The sequence below is a fragment of the Ktedonobacter racemifer DSM 44963 genome (assembly GCF_000178855.1).
Taxonomy (GTDB): Bacteria; Chloroflexota; Ktedonobacteria; order Ktedonobacterales; family Ktedonobacteraceae; genus Ktedonobacter; species Ktedonobacter racemifer.
Genome location: NZ_ADVG01000002.1, coordinates 1,218,445 through 1,234,763, shown reverse-complemented (window position 1 = coordinate 1,234,763; position 16,319 = coordinate 1,218,445). Strand labels below are relative to the sequence as shown.

Here is a 16,319-nt window from a genome sequence, read left to right as displayed (position 1 = left end):
GCCTTCAGGAAGCTTCGGCCTCCTGAGAAGCCCCCGCATTTATGCGTGGGGAGTCGTCACGATCTCTACCTTGACATCAAAACCAAAGTGGACTGACTACTAGCCCCTTGCTTATTGTTTATTCTTCGCCAAACATTCTGTCTATCTCATCGGCAGCGTTTTGTTTCATCTTGGGAGTTACATGCCCATAGATATCCATCGTTGTGGATATCTTACTGTGGCCGAGCATCTCTTGCACCGTTTTGATGCTCACGCCAGCTTCGATCAAAGCAGTGGATACATTGTGGCGTAACTCATGCGGTCGAAGATCTTCGGGGAGTCCCAATCCTTTCAAAAAGCTTCTTAACTGATAACGGATGGTTGTGTCCCACATATGCCCACCCTTCGGATTGGTAAAGACCAGGTTATTGTCTTCCCACTCCGATGCCTGCAAACGTTGCTCTACCTGATTGATACGATGTGCGGAGAGCGTTTCCAGGGCAAGGCGAGAGAGGAGTATCCTCCTCACACTGCTCTTTGACTTTGGACCGGTCTCGTAGAAGCCTGGATTCTCGCGATCATATTTGAGTGTGTTCTCTATGCGAATTTCTTTCTTCTCAAAATTGACCTCGGACCAGTGCAACGAGAGCGCTTCTCCTATACGAATAGCTGTTGTCATAAAAAGCAACGTGACGGCGCCAATCTGACGCCCTTCGTTCAGGGCATTCTGTGCAGCATTGATAAACGTTTGGGCTTGCTCAGCAGTCAGAATACGCTTTTCTCTTTTCTCCTGCTCTTTGGGAAGTTTTACATAACGTGCGGGATTTTTAGCTATCTTCTCCCACCTGATGGCGTCATTGAGAGCCGCTTTCAATATGCGGTGAAGCAGGTGAATGGTAGTGCTTTGCAAGCCTTCTTTAATAAGTTTGTTAAAGAAGGTTTGCAGATCTTCCACAGTCAATTTCTGAAGAGCTATATGCCCTATCCCAGGTACAAAGTGGTTCCGGATGTGGTAACCATACATTTGAGCCGTAGAACGCTCGATGGTAGGCCCATGTACTGAGATCCAGTACAGCAGATAGTCGCCTACTTTCTGGCGGTCTACTTCAACATGTTCCCCACGTGCGAGCTGGGCAAGGGCCTCTTTCCTTTTCTTCTTGGCCTCTGTCTCAGTTGCACCATAGAATGATTTTCTTTTCCCGTTAAAGTTGGGGACAGTAGCTTCATAACGGCCGTCTTTCCTTTTGAAGACGCTGCCCTCGCCATAGTGTGATTTTCGACCCATATTGTTTAACTCCACAAAGAAGTCCCACCCATGCGCGTGAGTCATCGGTGGGACTTCTTTTTGTTTGTTGCTACACTACTACTTACTGTGCTACAGGAACCCGAGACTGGACAAGCCATTCATCTATCTCTTCAGGATTAAACCTGATTGCTCCGCCAATCTTATAATGGGGGATAGACCGTTCTGCTACCATTGCATATATTTGACTCCGCGAGAAACCAAGTCTTGCAGCAACCTGGGGCGCTGTCAAATACGACATTAATGGTTGCTCCTGTGTTGCTTTTCTGTTTGTTCTAGGCATAACTGACAACCTCCCAGCGGGTTTCAAAGGTGTGCTTCCAACGTTGAGATTTTGAGACATAGTCAGATTTTTTTGTCGCTGTGTCATTCGAATGACTCACTTTCTGTTCTTGAAGTTACTTCCAAAGGGGCGAAGCGGGTTTGACTGGCATTGAAGGCCAGGCGTACAGTTCCTACAGGGCCATTGCGATGCTTGGCAATGATGATGTCGGCCGTGTTGCGCGCCTCTTCGTTGTCGGGGTTGTAGAGCTCTTCGCGGTAGATGAAGAGCACCACATCGGCGTCGTTCTCGATGGCCCCCGATTCTCGCAGGTCCGAGAGTTGGGGGATTTTCGCCTGACGGCTCTCGACGGCTCGGGAGAGTTGGGCTAGAGCCAGGACAGGCACGTTTAATTCTTTTGCCAGGGCTTTGAGGTTGCGGCTGATGTCCGCGATCTCCTGTTCGCGGTTTTGCGTGCGTTTCTCCTGGGAGACGTGCATCAGCTGGAGGTAGTCCACAATGATCAGGTCTACCCCTTGCTGTGCCTGAAGGCGACGCGCTTTACTTCGCATGGCAGAGGGCGCTATCCCGGCTGTGTCATCAATCCAGATGGAACCTGCGGCAAGCGTCCCCGCGGCCTCGCTTACCTTTTCCCACTCATCATCTTGAATCCAACCCATACGTAGCCGTTGTTGATCCAGTTCCGAGGCCATGGATAGAAGACGCATACCTAACTGTTGCTTACTCATTTCCAACGAGAAGACCGCCACGCGTTGCTGGTGGAGATAGGCGGCATTGTAGGCTACATTGAGGGCAAAGCTGGTCTTACCAACAGCGGGACGCGCAGCCAGGATCACCAGGTCAGAGGGTTGCAGCCCACCCAGGGGAACATCCAGGGCGTTGAAGCCGGTTGGGACTCCAAGCAGTTTCCCTTCGCGGTTACTGGCGGTTTCCAGCATCGCGATACAGTCGCTCAAGATTGAGCTCACAGAAGCAAAGTCAGATGAGCCGCGCGTTTGAGACAGAGAGAAAATGAGTTGTTCCGCTTTCTCTGTAGCCTGCTCGTCATCTTCGTAGGCCGTGGCCGCGATTTGTCCAGCTGCATGAATGAGCCGCCGGGCTTGAGCAGTGCGGGCAACAATGCGGCCGTAGTACTCCACGTTGCCACTGGTTGGGACGGTGTTCACCAGAGACGTGATGTAGTCATCGCCTCCCACTTCGTCCAGTTTGCCGCGCCTGATGAGTTCATCGCTGAGTGTCACCAGGTCAGCAGGTTCTTGCTGCTCATAGAGGGTCAGAATCGCTTCATAGATCATGCTATGAGCCTGACGGTAAAAATCGTCGGGAGAGAGAACGTCAGCGATCAGACCAACCGCTTCAGGGTCGATGATGAGACTCCCGAGAAGCGCGGCTTCCGCTTCCAGGTTGGAGGGGGGAAGTCGTTCAACCATCGTATATCATCCTCACTTTCGCGGGCCGCGCTGGGCCTGGAACTGTTGGTATTGCTGCTCCATGTGCATCAAACTTTTCCCGGTCAGGCCCTTACTCGCTGATGGGGAAGTAGGAGCCCTGTTGTCGGTTCCAGTTGCTTCCTGTTCAGCAAGGGACGCTCGCCGTTTGTGTATGCTTGCGCGCTCTCGCTTGAGCCATTCACGGAAAAAGGCGGGGGATATGCGTTTGCCTTTGCGGTTTCGCTGCTGATCATCGATCCATTCGCAGGCGGCGTCGGCTTCGCCTGTTAGCGAGAGATCAGGTTCCTGGGCAAACTCTTGCACGAGACGATGAAGAGCCGCGCTTGCAGGCAGTTGGAGAATAGCGGCGATCTGGGTAGTGAGGCCCTCAAGGTCTTTTCCCTTTTCTTCTACCTGAGCATCGTCGCCGTCGGCACTTGGAGGAAAAGGGATGACATTGGCAGGAGGTGAAGATTGCTCTTCGTGGTTTTGCTCTTCACTTTGCTTACGTTGACTTAAATTATATTGACTTAAATTATATTGAGACGGACTTTCGCCGGATTTCCCAGAATTTCCCTGGGAAATTCCGCCGTTTTCCTGGGAATGTTCGCTCTCATCTTCAAACGAAGGCAAAACCGCCTTTTCTCCCCTTTCAGAAGGCGGTGCAGGATGCTTCGAGGGCGTGATCTTTGCCGGGCTGAGACTTTGCCACTGTTTCCAGCGAGTCAGGCTATAGTAACGATGTCGGCCAGCCTGGTAGAGAATGATCAGGTCATTGGCTTCTAACTCAGAAAGCACTTGCTCAACCAGGTCAGGGGTATAATCCAGTTTGCGGCTGATCAGGGATGTGTGAGCCAGTTCGCGACCTTCATCGTCAGCCATAAGCACCAGGCCAATCAAAATCAATTGGGCATCCTTGCTGCTCAGGCTCATCACATCAGGGTCCTCAAAGAAACGCGTGGGAAGACAGCGCTTTGTAGCCATACACACCGTCCTTTCTCTGGTGAACACATTACAAAACGTGGAGAAAAGAAAGGGCGCGTGTCACTCGACCGCGCCCACACTATTTTCGACAAAGGACAAACGTTGCTTTGCCTCCTGTACCAGGTGCAAAAATCGCTCGTCAGGAAGCAGAGCAACCCATTCGACGGCGGTATCAGGATCAGCCTGGAAGTCTTCTTGCTCTTCAGGTGAAACCAGCTGGTACTTGCAGGCCACGTCAGCGACGCAGAACTTGCACCAATAGTGACCGCCTCCCAGGTAGGCATCGCAATGATGAGGCCAATCAGCAATGGCGAGGCCATGACAATGTTCGCACTTGATACAACCATAGGCGTTTTCCAGGTCCAGGCGCTTCCCACAGACACACGAAGCATGGTTAAGTAGATCCTTTAGATGCTGGGTATAACTTGTCAGGTCTGCTATCTGTGCATAGGGGTTAAAGCGTTCGTTGAAGTCTTTCAGCTTCCAGAGAACCAAATCGCGTTTCCATTTGAGTCTATAGCGCCACGTGAGCCAGAATTTGAACATGAAGTGACCTCCTTATCTCCGTTTGAATTGCCGGAAGATGAAGCTAAGAATAAGAAGAGAGGCACCGATGCCAAGAACGATGTTTCTCAGTGCTAAAAAAACTTGGCAGGGTCATGGTAAGCGACTAAGACCAGAACCAAGACCATGAAGGCCATAAAAATGATGCTCAACACTCTCCAAACAATGCGGATTGCTTTCAGCATGGGTCTCCTTTCAAGACAGAACAGCCTCCAGATAAATCTCTCCATCAGAGAAGAGCGCGTGTTACTAGACCGCGCCCCTGGTTCATAAGAAATGAAGCTGTGACCATATTGAGCACAGCCTCTTGCAAGGCTCCACGAGAAAAGTAATAAAAAAACAAAATGAGCAATGGTTCATAGAACCCTCCAAAATGAGTAAGAAAAAGAGTCTCTTGCAAAGGCTCTTTTTTGACGGCTTGTAATGTTTCTCTTAAGAGAAGCAGTGTAAATAAAAATTGGCATTTAAAGTATTTGGAGCAGTTTGGCCGGAATGTGTCCGGTTCTTGTCCTGGTAGAAATCACCCATTTGCTTGTATGGTTATCTGCAGGAGTGCATATGACTTATTTGATAAGGAACAAGGAATGAAAAGTAAAGGAATGCTTTGGGCCAGTTTTTTTCTTGCCCTTTTGCTTATCGGGGGAAGCATTATCTGGATAGCTCAGGATCAGAACAATAGACATCAACACGATCTTTCTGTCCAGGCCACCGAGACCGCCGTAAGGAATGGAACGAAAACAGCGGTTGCATATGCATCAACCGGAACGGCTGTCTATCAGGCGACGGCAAATGCTGTACCGAATGCGTTTTCCACTCCTTTCATTGCTACAAGCATCTTTCATGAGGATCTGAGTCAGGTAAATAGTAATTGGGAGCAGAGTGGGTGTGATTTTCAGGACGGTAGTTATCAGATAGCATTAGACCAATCATATTATAAGGGCTGCCCCCGTAGCGGAACGTCTGGGTTTAATAATGTTGCGTACCAGGTTGTTTTCAGAGATATGCAGAGTCATGGGGATGGGGGAGTCGGCATTGCCTATAACGTCCAGGAGGAAGGTGTTGTGTCGGCTGGTGATATGTTTTTGATCGATAAAGATGGAAATTATAGAATAGTCACGGTCAATATCCTCAGCTCATTTAAGCAATCGGGAAAGGTTTCGTTTCCCATCACCTTTCCGCTTTATATTGGTATGAAAGTACAATCTGATCAGTGCAGGTTCTATGTCAATCGCCATGAGGTGAAACTGGATACACCTATTCGGGACTGCCAATCATCCTTCGGAGTGGCAGCCTTTGGGACGTCGACCGCTGCACATTTTATCGAGGATGACCTCTGGAGACTTCCCAGTCAGTAGCAAGCGGACATCATCACTTACAGGCGTTGAAGTTGTCATCAGTATGCTCTAGAGTTTGCTATGGCAGACTCTAGAGCATCGTTTATAAATGTTGTTTCACCTCTGCCGTAACAAGAGGATAGCCACACAAAGTTCATCATGGCTTACATCTTCTGTACAACGCTCTAAAATATGTACAACCAGCCCTTTAACAGGTGCTATAAGGGCTGGTTGTCTCATGATAAGCACGGTACACTTACTCCGTGCCCCTGATCAACTACGAAAAGTTTTTATCGTCGTTAAAACAGGCGATCCATTTTTTGAGAATCTTCTTGACTTGCCGTTGTTCCTCTGGCTCTAGGCGCATTTCGGCCAGCTTCTCAAGGAAGAACAGCATCACACCAAACGCAAAGTCAGCGGGGAGTTCATGCTTGAGTGCTCCATCAAGCTTCTCTTATGTTATCTTATACAGCCGTTTCACTTGGTTATCCATTGGTTCCCTCCATAAGAAAAGTCCCTATAGCAAGTGCTAGAAGGGCTGAATATCTTTACGCCAACATCTCAGCAAGAGCATGCCCATGCTGAATGGTATGTCCTGTTTTCGCTTCAATGGCTAATGCTCGTTCCATCACCGCCCGGCCTTCCTGGGTGTAGTAGCCAGTACGCAACTGCTCGGGACTCTTGAGGAAGCACATCACGCACGACATCCGAGGCCCGCCTTCAATGTCCGTCTCATACATGTCCTGCTCCGTCATGCCCTGGAGATCGTAGCAGTAGTGAGGCTCGACCTGGTAAGCTTGCATCTTCTGGAAGACCTCGATTCGTCGCCAGGAAAGCACGGGCCGCCATTCATGCATCCAGCCTTGTTTGAGACCAGAACGCTCACGCCACATAGGTAATTTTGCCCGGCCACGAGATTCTAAGGCTCGTTCACCCAGACAGATCACGGGATGATCACCTAGCATGTGAGCATTGGCCCTGGCCCAGGAGTTGAAGTTATCGCGTTTGAAGTAGGATGTACAAAAGCGAACCGACAACGAGGGCCATGCTTGCCGCCATTCCACCAGGTCAAGCACACTTTCTACCTGACGCAGGTACTTCGCTTGACGCGAGCCACAAGCCCGACACCAGGGAATTGAAAGCGTAGCACACGAGACAAGGTAGCGATGGTGACACTCCAGACATTCATAGCCGCTATAGCTTGCCTGTGTGCAGTAGAGCGGAACGCCTAACCGTCGGCAAACGGTTCCACAATACTCCACCGTTCCAGGCCAGTCCTCCAGTACAATTTGATGGTGCGCTATCACCAGTTCATGAGGAACTGTTTCTAGTACCTCAAGCAACATAGCGATACTGTCTTTCCCACCACTCACAGAGACGACAACCCGTGTTGCCTGGTGTAGATCAGGGAGGTTCATAGATTTACCTCAAAGGGAAAGCCCTCATAGCAGGTGCTATAAGGGCTGGTTAAATCTACATTTTCATTGACAAAATGCTGCTCTGGTACTTAAACTCCTCTCTATACATTTCTATCTGTTAAGTAGAAGTTGCAAGGAAGCTTTCCAAAATAGAGGAGAAAGAATGCAGCAAAAACAACGTCTTTGGCAGCAGCGTTACTTTATCCTAAGCACTTGTATTCTTACTTGTATGCTTGGGTTGGTTCTTATTGGATATCTTCTCTATCTAGGCTATCATTCTGAATGGACAGGATTTTCCGTTTCTGCCTGCCCTTCAAATCAACAATGTTCCTCTAACAAAACCTTGTGGGATTGGCTACAACTTTTCGTTGTCCCATTAACTTTAACTGGTGCTGGCTTATGGTTCTCGCAAGTTCAGAAGAAAACAGAGTTGGACGTTGCTCAAAAGCAAAAAGAATCTGAGCAAAGCATTGCCCTTGATAAACAACGAGAAGATTTGCTTCAAGCCTATTTAGATCGGATGTCAGATCTGTTGTTGGAAAAAGATTTGCGTCATGCAGCGCTTGATGCCGAGGTCAGAAAAGTTGCGCGAGTAAGAACGCTGACCGTCTTAGGTCAGCTTGATGCACCGCGAATTAATCATGTGTTTTCTTTCCTCCGAGAAGCACAGCTTGTGTCATCGAAACCAGGAGAAAGCATTGTTTCTTTAAGTCAAGCTGATATGAAAAGCATGGATCTCAAAGGAGTCAAAGCACACAACATAGATTTCAGTGGGGCCAACCTTTATAAAGCCGATCTCAGAGGAGCCGACTTCAGTAAAGCAACCCTCTGTGGTGCAAATCTCCGCGAAGCCAATCTCTGTGAAGCAAACCTTCGTGAAGCCGACATTAGCAGGGCTTTCCTCTACAAAATCAATCTCTACAAATCAGATCTCCGCGAGGCCAATCTTAGTAAAACTGACCTTCGTGAAGCCGACATTAGCAGAGCTAATCTCTACAAGGCCAATCTCCGCGAAACCTTCCTCTTGAAAGCCAACCTTTATGAAGCGGATCTCCATAGAGCCAACCTGAGCGAAGCCAACCTGAGCGAAGCCAATCTCAGCAAGACCGATCTCAGCAGAACCAATCTTACAAAAGCCAACCTCAGCAAGGCCGATCTCATCAGTGCTAATCTCAGCAGAGGTGACCTTAGCGGAGCCGACCTTAGCAAAGCCGATTTCAGTGGAGCCAACCTCAGCGGAGCCAACCTCAGCGGAGCCACCCTCAACGAAGCCATCCTCAATAAAGCTAATATCCAACAAGCATTAAACATCACAGAGGAACAATTAAAGAAAGCAAAGGTATATTAGAACAGCCCTTACAGCTGGTGCTATAAGGGCTGGTTATACCACTACATGTGTGGTTTAGATGCGCTGAAGCTTGCCGGGTTTATACCAGGAAGAGGGATAGACAGTGCCTTTTAAACGATGGGGGCGGTCGAAGACAACCAGCGCTAAACTTTCTGCATACGAGCTATCATTCACAAAGCGTGTAATCTTTCCCTTGGCTCCTTTGGGCCATTGTCCGATGACTTGCACACGATCACCTAGCTGTAATTGTTCTTCTGCCATATTCTGCTTGTCCTTTATGAGAAAAGCCCTTGTAGCAGGCGCTACAAGGGCTGGCTAGCATACGTTACTTGTACTAATCACGACGCTTTTTCATGGCGATGGTGGGACGGTCAGAGCCGTGATCATCAAGGATAGTGATCTCTCCACGCGCTTCTGCTTCTTGCCAGATGCGTGCCTGAACCTGGCGCGCTCGTCTGCGTTCTCTTCGCGGCCTTGTTGCCAGAAGGATGAGCAAGAGAACCAATGCAAGTAGGATGAGGAGAGAGATCATGTCGTACCCCCGCTAACCTTGTCTCATTGCCTCTGGAGGAGAGCATTCGCGGCCCCTGTGGGGGAGGTCGGCATCCCTCTCTGCAGGTGTACTCCCGGCGATGGCGCAGAGAGAAGGCTCGCGTTTCGTTGAAAGTCTGACGCACGTTATGCACAGGTCACGGACTCGCTCGAATACATGTGTAGAAATTGCTCAGATCCCCCACTCTGAGCCGCAGTTGCTTGTTCTGCTGCAGTGTAGCTGCAAGCATTTGACTCCTCATCCACGTGCGATGCCTCATGGCGCTTTTGCTGTGCTCTTTTCTATGGTTGAAGCTCTTCTATAATGGAAGTGTGAGCAGCATCTCAGCGGTGCAAAGAGAGAAGGCTCACGCAACCTGTAGATGTGTAAGTATTAAAGAAAAAGAGAAGGAGAGTTTATCAATGTTAAAGCAGGTGCGAAAAGTCAGCCTGTACATAGCCGTTCTTGCTCTCGTATTTGTGACCTGTCTGATCTGTCAGCCACAAAGCGTTTCCCATGCCAGATCTCTTGCCGTCTTGGATGGGTCACCTTCACAGCAGAGTGTGAGTGACTTACCTTCACAGCAGAATGTGAGTGACTCACCTTCAGACCAGAGTGTGAGTGACTCACATTCGCAGGAGAACACGACTGGCTCATCTTCGCAGGAGAACACGACTGGCTCACATTCGCAGGAAAACACGACTGGCTCACATTCGCAGGAGAACACGACTGGCTCATCTTGGCTGCAGAATGTGGTGGGTTGGTTGTTTGGGCAGTAGAGCGTACCGACTCAAAGCATACCTTAGCGCGTTGGTGTGCAAATCCTTGGTTCACCGTTAAAGGAATTTCTACGGCTCTCCCGCAATGTATGTGATACGTTTTGCAATAACATAAGCATACAAAAGTTGGTCTGGCTCCACAAATACATTCTGAAAAAGAGCATACTCTTGAGAAGCTCATGTTTCACACAAATTGCGGGAGAGCCATAGAATTTTACTCCTCCATAGGGAAACCCTTATAGCAGGCGCTACAAGGGCTGGTTAGCATACGTTACTGATTTTTAGTCACGTCGCCTCTTTATGGCGATAGTTGGACGGTCAGAGCCGCGATCATCAAGGATGGTGATCTCTCCACGCGCTTCCGCTTCTTGCCAGATACGTGCCTGAACCTGACGCGCTCGTCTGCGTGCTCTTCGCGGCCTTGTTGCCAGAAGGATGAGCAAGAGAACCAGCGCAAGAAGGATGAGAATAGGAGTCATGTTATGTCCTCACGAGTCTTTCGAGAGAAGCCCGAGGGCCTCAAAGATGGCACACCAGACAGGTTCAAGCCCCGGCTGTTGCTCCCAGTCTCGATAGGCTATTTCGCCGCGCTTATATGCGGCCGTCCGTTCTGCAAGCTTTTTGATGCTAGCGCGGGAATACCAGCCAAGAGAGCGTACCTCGTCCATCCGGGGCGTCAAAGGGCCAGTGGCGATGGTCTTGTAGACATGCCAATCATGGTAGGTTCCCCCTGGCCGCCGACAGGCAAAGTCAAGCCTTTGCTCAAAAGCCAGTCTCAAAGTGTTGGCAACCAGGCCAGTTTCTTCAAACAATTCTCGCCGAGCTGCTTCACGAAAACTTTCACCAGGATCAATGTGTCCAGCTGGAGCCGCTATCCCGATAGGCAGCTTTGCCCGTTCCTGTAGCAACACAAAGTTATATGAGGGATGCCAGACGATGACACCGACGCTGGTGTTATTGCACTGTGGAACTGGTTGGGAGGTTGCAAGTGTTTGCTGCATTCGTTTCTCCTTCTAGGCGACTGCCTGGACGTGCTCTTCAACGAAGCGCAGACAGCAACAGCGCGACGCATAGGCTTCTTGCGCGGCCTGCGCTAATGCCTCATCAATGGTGAGGCCATAGATGTAGAATCCATCCTGCCATGCCCCACAGTAAGGGCACCAGCTGGCATACACATACGCTACGGTGCTCACACAATAGGGGCTGCTCCCGTAGTCGTACCTGATATATGGTCTCCTGCCAGTGAGCGCCTCGATCTCATCCATGTAGTGTGCACAGCGATCCGGGTAGACATCGCTTTCCACTGCTCGTCGTAACCAGCTGGCTTGTTCGCGCTGTGCCTCTTCGCGTTCATGGTGAAGGCAGGCTTCAACCGCTTCTTGTCGTCGCGCAAAGTGCGCATCATTGATGCTGTCGTCATAGATGGGATCGAGGACGACGAACTCTTGTGGGTAGATTTTTTCGATCTTGATGGGGTACCATTTCCCTTCGAGGTGGACTACCCCATAGCCAGAGGGAAGCGTTTGTCGCTTCATAGTATTCTCCTGTATCAAGAGGCCCTCTCAGCATTGCGAGAGGGCCAAAACAATCTTATGCAGCCTGCGAGACGAGAGAGGCGATACGCTTTCGTGTCTGTCGCCGGTGTTTGATGCGCTCCAAGCGAATGCCCTGCTCACGCAAGCGGAGCAAAAAATCGTAGTATCCATGACAGGAAGGGCAGAGACACAACAAAGAGGGCTGAGAGTTGAGCGTATCATGGAGTTTGACATGGGCCGCATGCAGCCACACTATATAAGGCTTGCCAGTGCGCTTACTGCGTCGTGTGGCTTGTTGATGCACGCCGCATATCTCACATTGCCACTGCGCACGCGCTTTACAGGTTGTAGAAAGGTTTTTCCAGCAAGGGGGATACATATGCCTGCGTCGCCACATCATGGCTGAGACCTCGCTCTCTGGTTTCAGTTGCACAGGTAGGACAAAGGCACGAAGAGGCTTGTGGGGGAAAGGGAAGTGTGTTCTGTTTGTACCAGCACCCAACGCAAAGGCGCGATGCCTGCTGCTGTGACTGCGCCAACTGGTCAAGAAGCACATTCCATAGTAGTTCGCTCATGGCTCATGTTCCCCTTTTCTGGCTTCCTCAAGAAGCCTATCAAGAAGGCTGATCAGTTCACTTTCAAGGGCCTGATCAGCTTCGTAGGCGTCGTCTGTGGTAGTATGAACGTTACGCGCCGCTCTCCTATCCAGATAGGCCCGTTCGCGCTGCTGTTTGCGCACTAACTGGTCGCGCAAGCCCTCTAGCCAGCGTTGGCCCTCTTCTGGCGTCATCAGGTCAAAGGACTTGCGATACAAGACAGTGCCCTGGGCATTGTTGCGCCCAGGGCCATGAGAAGAGGAATGTCGTGATGAGCGAGCCATGAGCTACACCAGCCCACGAGACCAGCGCTGTACGTCGCTACTCACTGCTTGCACATAAGCCTGCTCACTATTCCCATCAGAAGTGGGCGCATAGTGCGCGATGATGTTTGTCAGAGTATTCCAGCCTTGAGGCAGGTACTCGTTTTTGATCAGCCGGTACCAGTCCATGAGCCCCTCTGACCAGGTATTGTAGGAGCGGAAGCGCCCGACACACCGCGGCCAGCCTCTGGTACAAATGATGTTGCCGATGGAGTGCGTCAGGGCCGCGACGCCGCGAAGCCCATAGCTTGACTCATGATGGAAGAAAGCCAGCGCGTAGGCGGGATTGATGCCAGCATTGATGCCAATGTCATAGAAGAGAGAGCCGAGCCCCTTTGCGGGTGATCCTGCTTGAGCAAGAATGCTATCAATCTGCTGTGCTGTGATCGTGGGCTTGCCCGTGATCGTTTCCGAACTGGAGAGCGTTGTTTGCCCTGGGAGCGGATTGAATGTAGGCAGTTTCGGAAGCACCTGGGGCGAGAGCGAGAGCCAGAGGGCCGCGATGATGATCAGCACGCCCAGGAACAGAAAGGGAATGCTTACCCCCTTACTCCTCGGGCCAGTATCGGTATACCAACACACGAAAAGAATCACACCAAGTACGAAACCAACCGCGACAATAAACGTCGCCGGACCGTTCAACTGAAGCATAGGCATGGTGGGGTCTCCTTCCCAAAGGAAAGCCCACATGTTATACTACTATGAACATGTGGGCTTCAAGGTTCACACGCGCGGTCTATCTCTGCCATGTCGCCAAACAGGTCTCAGAGAGCCGCGCTTTTTTGTAAGAACTGTGCTAAGAGGCCGCGCTACTGGAAAGAACCTTATTAAGTGCTTCGCGCTTGATCCTGTACGCCTGACGGGCATTCACATGTGGCAAGACCACCGCCTCTAGCGTGCCCTGCTTGACCCAACGGCGGACCGTGGTATCATCGACGCGCAGGATACGAGCAACTTCAGAAACGGTTAAGAGTTCGCTACTCATGTTAGACTTCTCCTTTTTCTTCGCTATCCCATAGCTTCAAGGGACGGCCTGGTCGCCGGTGCCGTAAGCGTTTCACTTCTGCTTCCAGGTCAAAGCGCGTGCGCTCGGGAAGTTTCATGAAACGCTCTACGGCCTCCTTGCGGCCAACAATGAGGGCTCCAACAAAGACGCAATGCCCATAGTGGCCGCGCCGGAGCCGGTCAAATTTATCAGGTTTGTCGGGAAGGTGAAAATCTTTGGCGGGAGGAAGCGATTGCTCGAAGCGTGTCTTGTAGGGCTCGTACCATTCCAGACTATCCATGGCCAGGACGGGAACGGAGAGGCAGCTGTCGTGAGTCCCCACTACTGCAGCTTCCATGCCGCTGTTATAGGTGTTCAAACAAAACTTATACCAATCAGACGAGCGGGCCAGGATGACTACCCACAGTTCGCGCCGGTGCTTCTCGGAGTAGATGCGGATACGCCGCCCGTTGCTGGAGGCGGAGCCAGGAAGAATGCGCACGCCGAGTTGCCGCTGCTGGTGTTGAATGGCCCGTTGCGTATCCTCAAGGGTGTACTGGCAGTAGCGTCGTTTCAGCATGCGCGCTCACCTCATTTCCTAGGCGTCATCTTCAGGCATCTCTTCAGCCACACGATTGATTTGACGCATCCCAGCCTGAAAGACCACATCGAACACCGTCTTTTGTTGGGCGCGCAGCTCCTGCAACTCCTCGCGCTGGTTCTGAACCATCGCTTGAAATTGCCTGGCGTTATCGATCATCGACTGCGCATTGATCTGCGATTGGATGACAGTTGAGAGATTCGTGGCCCTGGTCGTGATTTTTGCGACTTTCTGCTCGATGGTCTCTTTCTTTTTGTGCAGGTGCCCACTACAGGCCCAGTCCGCGACCGCACAGAGGACCACGCGAATGGCGATGGCCGCATAGACCAACCAGGGAATGGTTGCCATGATTGCCTTCGCGCCCTGGGCAATCGCGCTATTGCCTGCTACTGATTGATCGCCACCAAGCGCCTGAATGACGATGGCGGATGCCAGCTGGGCAACGCCACAGCCCAGACTCATCACGGCCCAAATGATCAGCTGCGCTTTGTAGGCTTTCTTGCGCTCTTCAGACTTGCTGAAGTTCATGGAGTACACCATCGCTACACGCAAGCCCTCCAGCGCGTAGCCAATCACATACATGATCAGGATGAAGCGTTCCCAGGAGAAATCGCGAAACCCTGTCATGAAGAGCCCATCCTCATAGCCAAAGGAGAGGAAGAAGATGAGGGGAACGACCAGGCGGACCAGGACAATCCAACTATACTCGGCATGTTCTTCCAGACTATAGTGGTTCTGGCTGAGCTGGTCGATCTCTTGCATCATATCCTCGAAGCGTTGCTCAAGACGTTCCGAGGTTGTGCGCGGGGTCTCGGGATCCTCTTTCGGGTCAGGGAGAGGATGATTGCGCCGGCTCTGATTCCACGGGTTCAACCCATTGCCCATTCGCCGCCACTGTGAGCCGACCCAATCGCGAAACCCTGCAAGTCTTCGTGCCATATTCCGTGTGTCCTTTCACTGGAAAACGTGGTGGAAAACTGTCAGGAAATGAGAGAGCAAAAAATTAAATGTGTTGTAGCGTGCATATTCCGTACCACAAAAAAGCGGCTTTTTGAGCTCAGAATCGGGGGTTCCTGCGAGGTGGCTGCGAAGTCACTGCGACGAAAACCCCCGAGGAAAACTGAGAGCAAACTAGGCCGTTTTTTGCGCGGAACCTTGCGCGTTGCCAGAAGATGCACCAGTTTTCTGGCCGCGTGCCTGGCGCTGGCGACGGACAATTTCGCGGCTTTCGTTCTTGTAAGAGTTGCCCTCGACGCGATGCTTAATCGCCGGGAGACGCTTATCAAGATGCCGTAGGAGACCGTTGTAGGTTGCCAGCAGGTACTCATCCTCGACCCCTTGATTGACGGTATCGAGGATGTTCTTACGAAACTGCTCGACCTGAGTTAACTGCTGTGGTGTGATTGCCATAGGCGGTGATCCTCCTTAAAATGGTGTGCTAGGCCGAAGCCTGCCATGTGAGCGGCCAGTGCTGTGAAAGCTCTGACTGTATACGCTGATACAAGTGCTGGTCACGCCCTGACCAGCCAAAGAAGCGCGATTGATGGGTGGGTAGTGCACGCTCATCGTCGTCGTGATCCTCGCCAGCCAGAAAGATCACTTCGCACATCTCGTCTGCTTGATGACGATAGTGATACTGGGCTGGGAGTGAGGGAACGTGCTTCCATGTCCTTGCCCCCATCTGGCGAACCAGGCGAAAACCGAGATGCTGTAAGACCTGGCTCACTTCTTCAAAAGATGGGAGCTCAGAGCAAAAGGCGGTGCTTTCTCCTGGGTCGCCATTGCTCATTGCTAATAGACCTCCTCTTGTTGCTATCAAGCCCCAACCGCTGAGGCTCACTGCTGCCAACCCCTCAAGAGAGATTGGCAGTATCAGCCTTGCAGTTACGGTTAAGCCCTGGGCTAGTGAACAGCCTTTGTGATGCAGCCTTTAGGGACTATGCTAGTATCTGCACCTGTGTACTGACGATAAGAAACTGGCTTACTTCGCCTTCACCAGTTCTCCCCCTAGCGGAAACCTAACCCTCGGAATGAGTGGTCGTATTCACCCGAGAAATCGACGCACGGTCGCCCGTTTCGCACTCCTGAAGCCGAACCCCTACCCTCAGAAGCGCACACGCTCACATGGAGAGCGGAAATATATCCGCGCCTCATTTGTTAAGACACAATTTGGTACTATCCAGTGATTTTTCACTGATACGTACCAGTTGTTCAGTAATACACTGGTACGGACCAAAAAGTCAAGCCTGGTACGGACCAATTTTTTTATTTGAACAAAAGTACGTAGGAATTTGCATCATGCTATGCTACACTGTGGTTAATCTG

The 16,319-nt window shown here is 51.1% G+C and carries 23 protein-coding genes; 3 read left to right on the top strand and 20 right to left on the bottom strand.

The annotated features are described in order from the left end of the window. Positions 1 to 118: 118 nt before the first annotated feature. From KRAC_RS21685 to KRAC_RS21670, 5 genes are all read right to left on the bottom strand, one after another. On the bottom strand, positions 119 to 1,309 hold the full coding sequence (locus KRAC_RS21685) for a site-specific integrase (protein ID WP_007910749.1): 1,191 nt from the start codon (positions 1,307 to 1,309) through the stop codon (positions 119 to 121). A 37-nt stretch (positions 1,310 to 1,346) separates the two neighbouring features. Further along, entirely contained in the window at positions 1,347 to 1,523 is a 177-nt protein-coding gene (locus tag KRAC_RS78385; protein WP_007910747.1) for a helix-turn-helix domain-containing protein, read from the bottom strand. A gap of 125 nt (positions 1,524 to 1,648) precedes the next feature. Next, positions 1,649 to 2,995, bottom strand: coding sequence for a replicative DNA helicase (dnaB, locus tag KRAC_RS21680; protein WP_007910745.1), 1,347 nt, complete (start codon positions 2,993 to 2,995; stop codon positions 1,649 to 1,651). Between the two features lie 12 nt (positions 2,996 to 3,007). Then, positions 3,008 to 3,979, bottom strand: a complete 972-nt coding sequence (locus KRAC_RS21675; RefSeq protein ID WP_007910743.1) for a helix-turn-helix domain-containing protein — start codon at positions 3,977 to 3,979, stop codon at positions 3,008 to 3,010. 60 nt (positions 3,980 to 4,039) lie between these two features. Beyond that, a complete protein-coding gene (locus KRAC_RS21670; protein WP_007910740.1) occupies positions 4,040 to 4,525 on the bottom strand; it encodes a hypothetical protein in 486 nt (161 codons plus the stop codon). 602 nt (positions 4,526 to 5,127) lie between these two features. Here KRAC_RS21670 and KRAC_RS21665 point away from each other — a divergent pair. Next, positions 5,128 to 5,898, top strand: coding sequence for a hypothetical protein (locus KRAC_RS21665; protein ID WP_007910738.1), 771 nt, complete (start codon positions 5,128 to 5,130; stop codon positions 5,896 to 5,898). A 527-nt stretch (positions 5,899 to 6,425) separates the two neighbouring features. On the opposite strand, the gene KRAC_RS21660 is transcribed toward KRAC_RS21665, so the two are convergent. Then, positions 6,426 to 7,295: a phosphoadenosine phosphosulfate reductase domain-containing protein gene (locus KRAC_RS21660; protein ID WP_007910737.1), complete on the bottom strand. Its 870-nt coding sequence runs from the start codon at positions 7,293 to 7,295 to the stop codon at positions 6,426 to 6,428. A 163-nt stretch (positions 7,296 to 7,458) separates the two neighbouring features. Here KRAC_RS21660 and KRAC_RS62165 point away from each other — a divergent pair, with 163 nt between their 5' ends. After that, complete coding sequence (locus tag KRAC_RS62165) at positions 7,459 to 8,643, top strand: pentapeptide repeat-containing protein (protein WP_007910736.1); 1,185 nt, start codon at positions 7,459 to 7,461, stop codon at positions 8,641 to 8,643. Between the two features lie 54 nt (positions 8,644 to 8,697). Here the strand turns inward: KRAC_RS62165 and KRAC_RS21650 are convergent, their stop codons facing one another. Together KRAC_RS21650 and KRAC_RS21645 are read right to left on the bottom strand one after the other, a co-directional pair. Then, the gene (locus tag KRAC_RS21650) at positions 8,698 to 8,904 is read right to left on the bottom strand and encodes a hypothetical protein (protein ID WP_007910735.1); all 207 of its coding nucleotides are present in this window, start codon (positions 8,902 to 8,904) and stop codon (positions 8,698 to 8,700) included. A 73-nt stretch (positions 8,905 to 8,977) separates the two neighbouring features. Continuing rightward, positions 8,978 to 9,175 (bottom strand): hypothetical protein, encoded by a 198-nt coding sequence (locus tag KRAC_RS21645; RefSeq protein WP_040443986.1) that lies wholly within the window; start codon positions 9,173 to 9,175, stop codon positions 8,978 to 8,980. Between the two features lie 422 nt (positions 9,176 to 9,597). Here KRAC_RS21645 and KRAC_RS21640 point away from each other — a divergent pair, with 422 nt between their 5' ends. Beyond that, the gene (locus KRAC_RS21640; protein ID WP_007910731.1) at positions 9,598 to 9,954 is read left to right on the top strand and encodes a hypothetical protein; all 357 of its coding nucleotides are present in this window, start codon (positions 9,598 to 9,600) and stop codon (positions 9,952 to 9,954) included. Between the two features lie 281 nt (positions 9,955 to 10,235). On the opposite strand, the gene KRAC_RS21635 is transcribed toward KRAC_RS21640, so the two are convergent. The 12 genes from KRAC_RS21635 to KRAC_RS21585 all read right to left on the bottom strand — a co-directional run bounded on the left by KRAC_RS21635 (position 10,236) and on the right by KRAC_RS21585 (position 15,783). Then, on the bottom strand, positions 10,236 to 10,433 hold the full coding sequence (locus tag KRAC_RS21635; RefSeq protein ID WP_007910729.1) for a hypothetical protein: 198 nt from the start codon (positions 10,431 to 10,433) through the stop codon (positions 10,236 to 10,238). A 9-nt stretch (positions 10,434 to 10,442) separates the two neighbouring features. After that, positions 10,443 to 10,955, bottom strand: a complete 513-nt coding sequence (locus tag KRAC_RS21630) for an NUDIX hydrolase (protein ID WP_007910727.1) — start codon at positions 10,953 to 10,955, stop codon at positions 10,443 to 10,445. Between the two features lie 12 nt (positions 10,956 to 10,967). Next, positions 10,968 to 11,489, bottom strand: coding sequence for a hypothetical protein (locus KRAC_RS21625; RefSeq protein WP_007910726.1), 522 nt, complete (start codon positions 11,487 to 11,489; stop codon positions 10,968 to 10,970). Between the two features lie 55 nt (positions 11,490 to 11,544). Further along, a complete protein-coding gene (locus tag KRAC_RS73820) occupies positions 11,545 to 11,793 on the bottom strand; it encodes a hypothetical protein (RefSeq protein ID WP_169460927.1) in 249 nt (82 codons plus the stop codon). 34 nt (positions 11,794 to 11,827) lie between these two features. Continuing rightward, complete coding sequence (locus tag KRAC_RS73815) at positions 11,828 to 12,064, bottom strand: hypothetical protein (RefSeq protein WP_169460926.1); 237 nt, start codon at positions 12,062 to 12,064, stop codon at positions 11,828 to 11,830. Further along, positions 12,061 to 12,369, bottom strand: coding sequence for a hypothetical protein (locus KRAC_RS21615; protein WP_007910724.1), 309 nt, complete (start codon positions 12,367 to 12,369; stop codon positions 12,061 to 12,063). Before KRAC_RS21615 ends, KRAC_RS73815 begins: the two co-directional genes overlap by 4 nt. A 3-nt stretch (positions 12,370 to 12,372) precedes the next feature. Continuing rightward, the gene (locus KRAC_RS62160) at positions 12,373 to 13,065 is read right to left on the bottom strand and encodes a glucosaminidase domain-containing protein (protein WP_007910723.1); all 693 of its coding nucleotides are present in this window, start codon (positions 13,063 to 13,065) and stop codon (positions 12,373 to 12,375) included. 139 nt (positions 13,066 to 13,204) lie between these two features. Further along, the gene (locus tag KRAC_RS21605; RefSeq protein WP_007910722.1) at positions 13,205 to 13,393 is read right to left on the bottom strand and encodes a helix-turn-helix domain-containing protein; all 189 of its coding nucleotides are present in this window, start codon (positions 13,391 to 13,393) and stop codon (positions 13,205 to 13,207) included. A gap of 1 nt (position 13,394) precedes the next feature. Next, on the bottom strand, positions 13,395 to 13,973 hold the full coding sequence (locus KRAC_RS21600; protein ID WP_007910720.1) for a hypothetical protein: 579 nt from the start codon (positions 13,971 to 13,973) through the stop codon (positions 13,395 to 13,397). An 18-nt stretch (positions 13,974 to 13,991) separates the two neighbouring features. After that, a complete protein-coding gene (locus KRAC_RS21595) occupies positions 13,992 to 14,933 on the bottom strand; it encodes an ABC transporter permease (protein WP_007910719.1) in 942 nt (313 codons plus the stop codon). Between the two features lie 192 nt (positions 14,934 to 15,125). After that, positions 15,126 to 15,404 (bottom strand): hypothetical protein, encoded by a 279-nt coding sequence (locus KRAC_RS21590; protein ID WP_007910718.1) that lies wholly within the window; start codon positions 15,402 to 15,404, stop codon positions 15,126 to 15,128. 28 nt (positions 15,405 to 15,432) lie between these two features. After that, positions 15,433 to 15,783 carry a hypothetical protein gene (locus tag KRAC_RS21585; RefSeq protein ID WP_007910717.1) on the bottom strand — a complete coding sequence of 117 codons (351 nt, stop codon included), beginning with the start codon at positions 15,781 to 15,783 and terminating at the stop codon, positions 15,433 to 15,435. Positions 15,784 to 16,319 lie beyond the last annotated feature (536 nt).

Coding starts and splice junctions, on each gene's coding strand:
- KRAC_RS21685 (WP_007910749.1), bottom strand. CDS start 1,309: ATGACTCACGCGCATGGGTGGGACTTCTTTGTGGAGTTAAACAATATG.
- KRAC_RS78385 (WP_007910747.1), bottom strand. CDS start 1,523: ATGTCGTATTTGACAGCGCCCCAGGTTGCTGCAAGACTTGGTTTCTCG.
- dnaB (WP_007910745.1), bottom strand. CDS start 2,995: ATGGTTGAACGACTTCCCCCCTCCAACCTGGAAGCGGAAGCCGCGCTT.
- KRAC_RS21675 (WP_007910743.1), bottom strand. CDS start 3,979: ATGGCTACAAAGCGCTGTCTTCCCACGCGTTTCTTTGAGGACCCTGAT.
- KRAC_RS21670 (WP_007910740.1), bottom strand. CDS start 4,525: ATGTTCAAATTCTGGCTCACGTGGCGCTATAGACTCAAATGGAAACGC.
- KRAC_RS21665 (WP_007910738.1), top strand. CDS start 5,128: ATGAAAAGTAAAGGAATGCTTTGGGCCAGTTTTTTTCTTGCCCTTTTG.
- KRAC_RS21660 (WP_007910737.1), bottom strand. CDS start 7,295: ATGAACCTCCCTGATCTACACCAGGCAACACGGGTTGTCGTCTCTGTG.
- KRAC_RS62165 (WP_007910736.1), top strand. CDS start 7,459: ATGCAGCAAAAACAACGTCTTTGGCAGCAGCGTTACTTTATCCTAAGC.
- KRAC_RS21650 (WP_007910735.1), bottom strand. CDS start 8,904: ATGGCAGAAGAACAATTACAGCTAGGTGATCGTGTGCAAGTCATCGGA.
- KRAC_RS21645 (WP_040443986.1), bottom strand. CDS start 9,175: ATGATCTCTCTCCTCATCCTACTTGCATTGGTTCTCTTGCTCATCCTT.
- KRAC_RS21640 (WP_007910731.1), top strand. CDS start 9,598: ATGTTAAAGCAGGTGCGAAAAGTCAGCCTGTACATAGCCGTTCTTGCT.
- KRAC_RS21635 (WP_007910729.1), bottom strand. CDS start 10,433: ATGACTCCTATTCTCATCCTTCTTGCGCTGGTTCTCTTGCTCATCCTT.
- KRAC_RS21630 (WP_007910727.1), bottom strand. CDS start 10,955: ATGCAGCAAACACTTGCAACCTCCCAACCAGTTCCACAGTGCAATAAC.
- KRAC_RS21625 (WP_007910726.1), bottom strand. CDS start 11,489: ATGAAGCGACAAACGCTTCCCTCTGGCTATGGGGTAGTCCACCTCGAA.
- KRAC_RS73815 (WP_169460926.1), bottom strand. CDS start 12,064: ATGAGCGAACTACTATGGAATGTGCTTCTTGACCAGTTGGCGCAGTCA.
- KRAC_RS21615 (WP_007910724.1), bottom strand. CDS start 12,369: ATGGCTCGCTCATCACGACATTCCTCTTCTCATGGCCCTGGGCGCAAC.
- KRAC_RS62160 (WP_007910723.1), bottom strand. CDS start 13,065: ATGCCTATGCTTCAGTTGAACGGTCCGGCGACGTTTATTGTCGCGGTT.
- KRAC_RS21605 (WP_007910722.1), bottom strand. CDS start 13,393: ATGAGTAGCGAACTCTTAACCGTTTCTGAAGTTGCTCGTATCCTGCGC.
- KRAC_RS21600 (WP_007910720.1), bottom strand. CDS start 13,973: ATGCTGAAACGACGCTACTGCCAGTACACCCTTGAGGATACGCAACGG.
- KRAC_RS21595 (WP_007910719.1), bottom strand. CDS start 14,933: ATGGCACGAAGACTTGCAGGGTTTCGCGATTGGGTCGGCTCACAGTGG.
- KRAC_RS21590 (WP_007910718.1), bottom strand. CDS start 15,404: ATGGCAATCACACCACAGCAGTTAACTCAGGTCGAGCAGTTTCGTAAG.
- KRAC_RS21585 (WP_007910717.1), bottom strand. CDS start 15,783: ATGAGCAATGGCGACCCAGGAGAAAGCACCGCCTTTTGCTCTGAGCTC.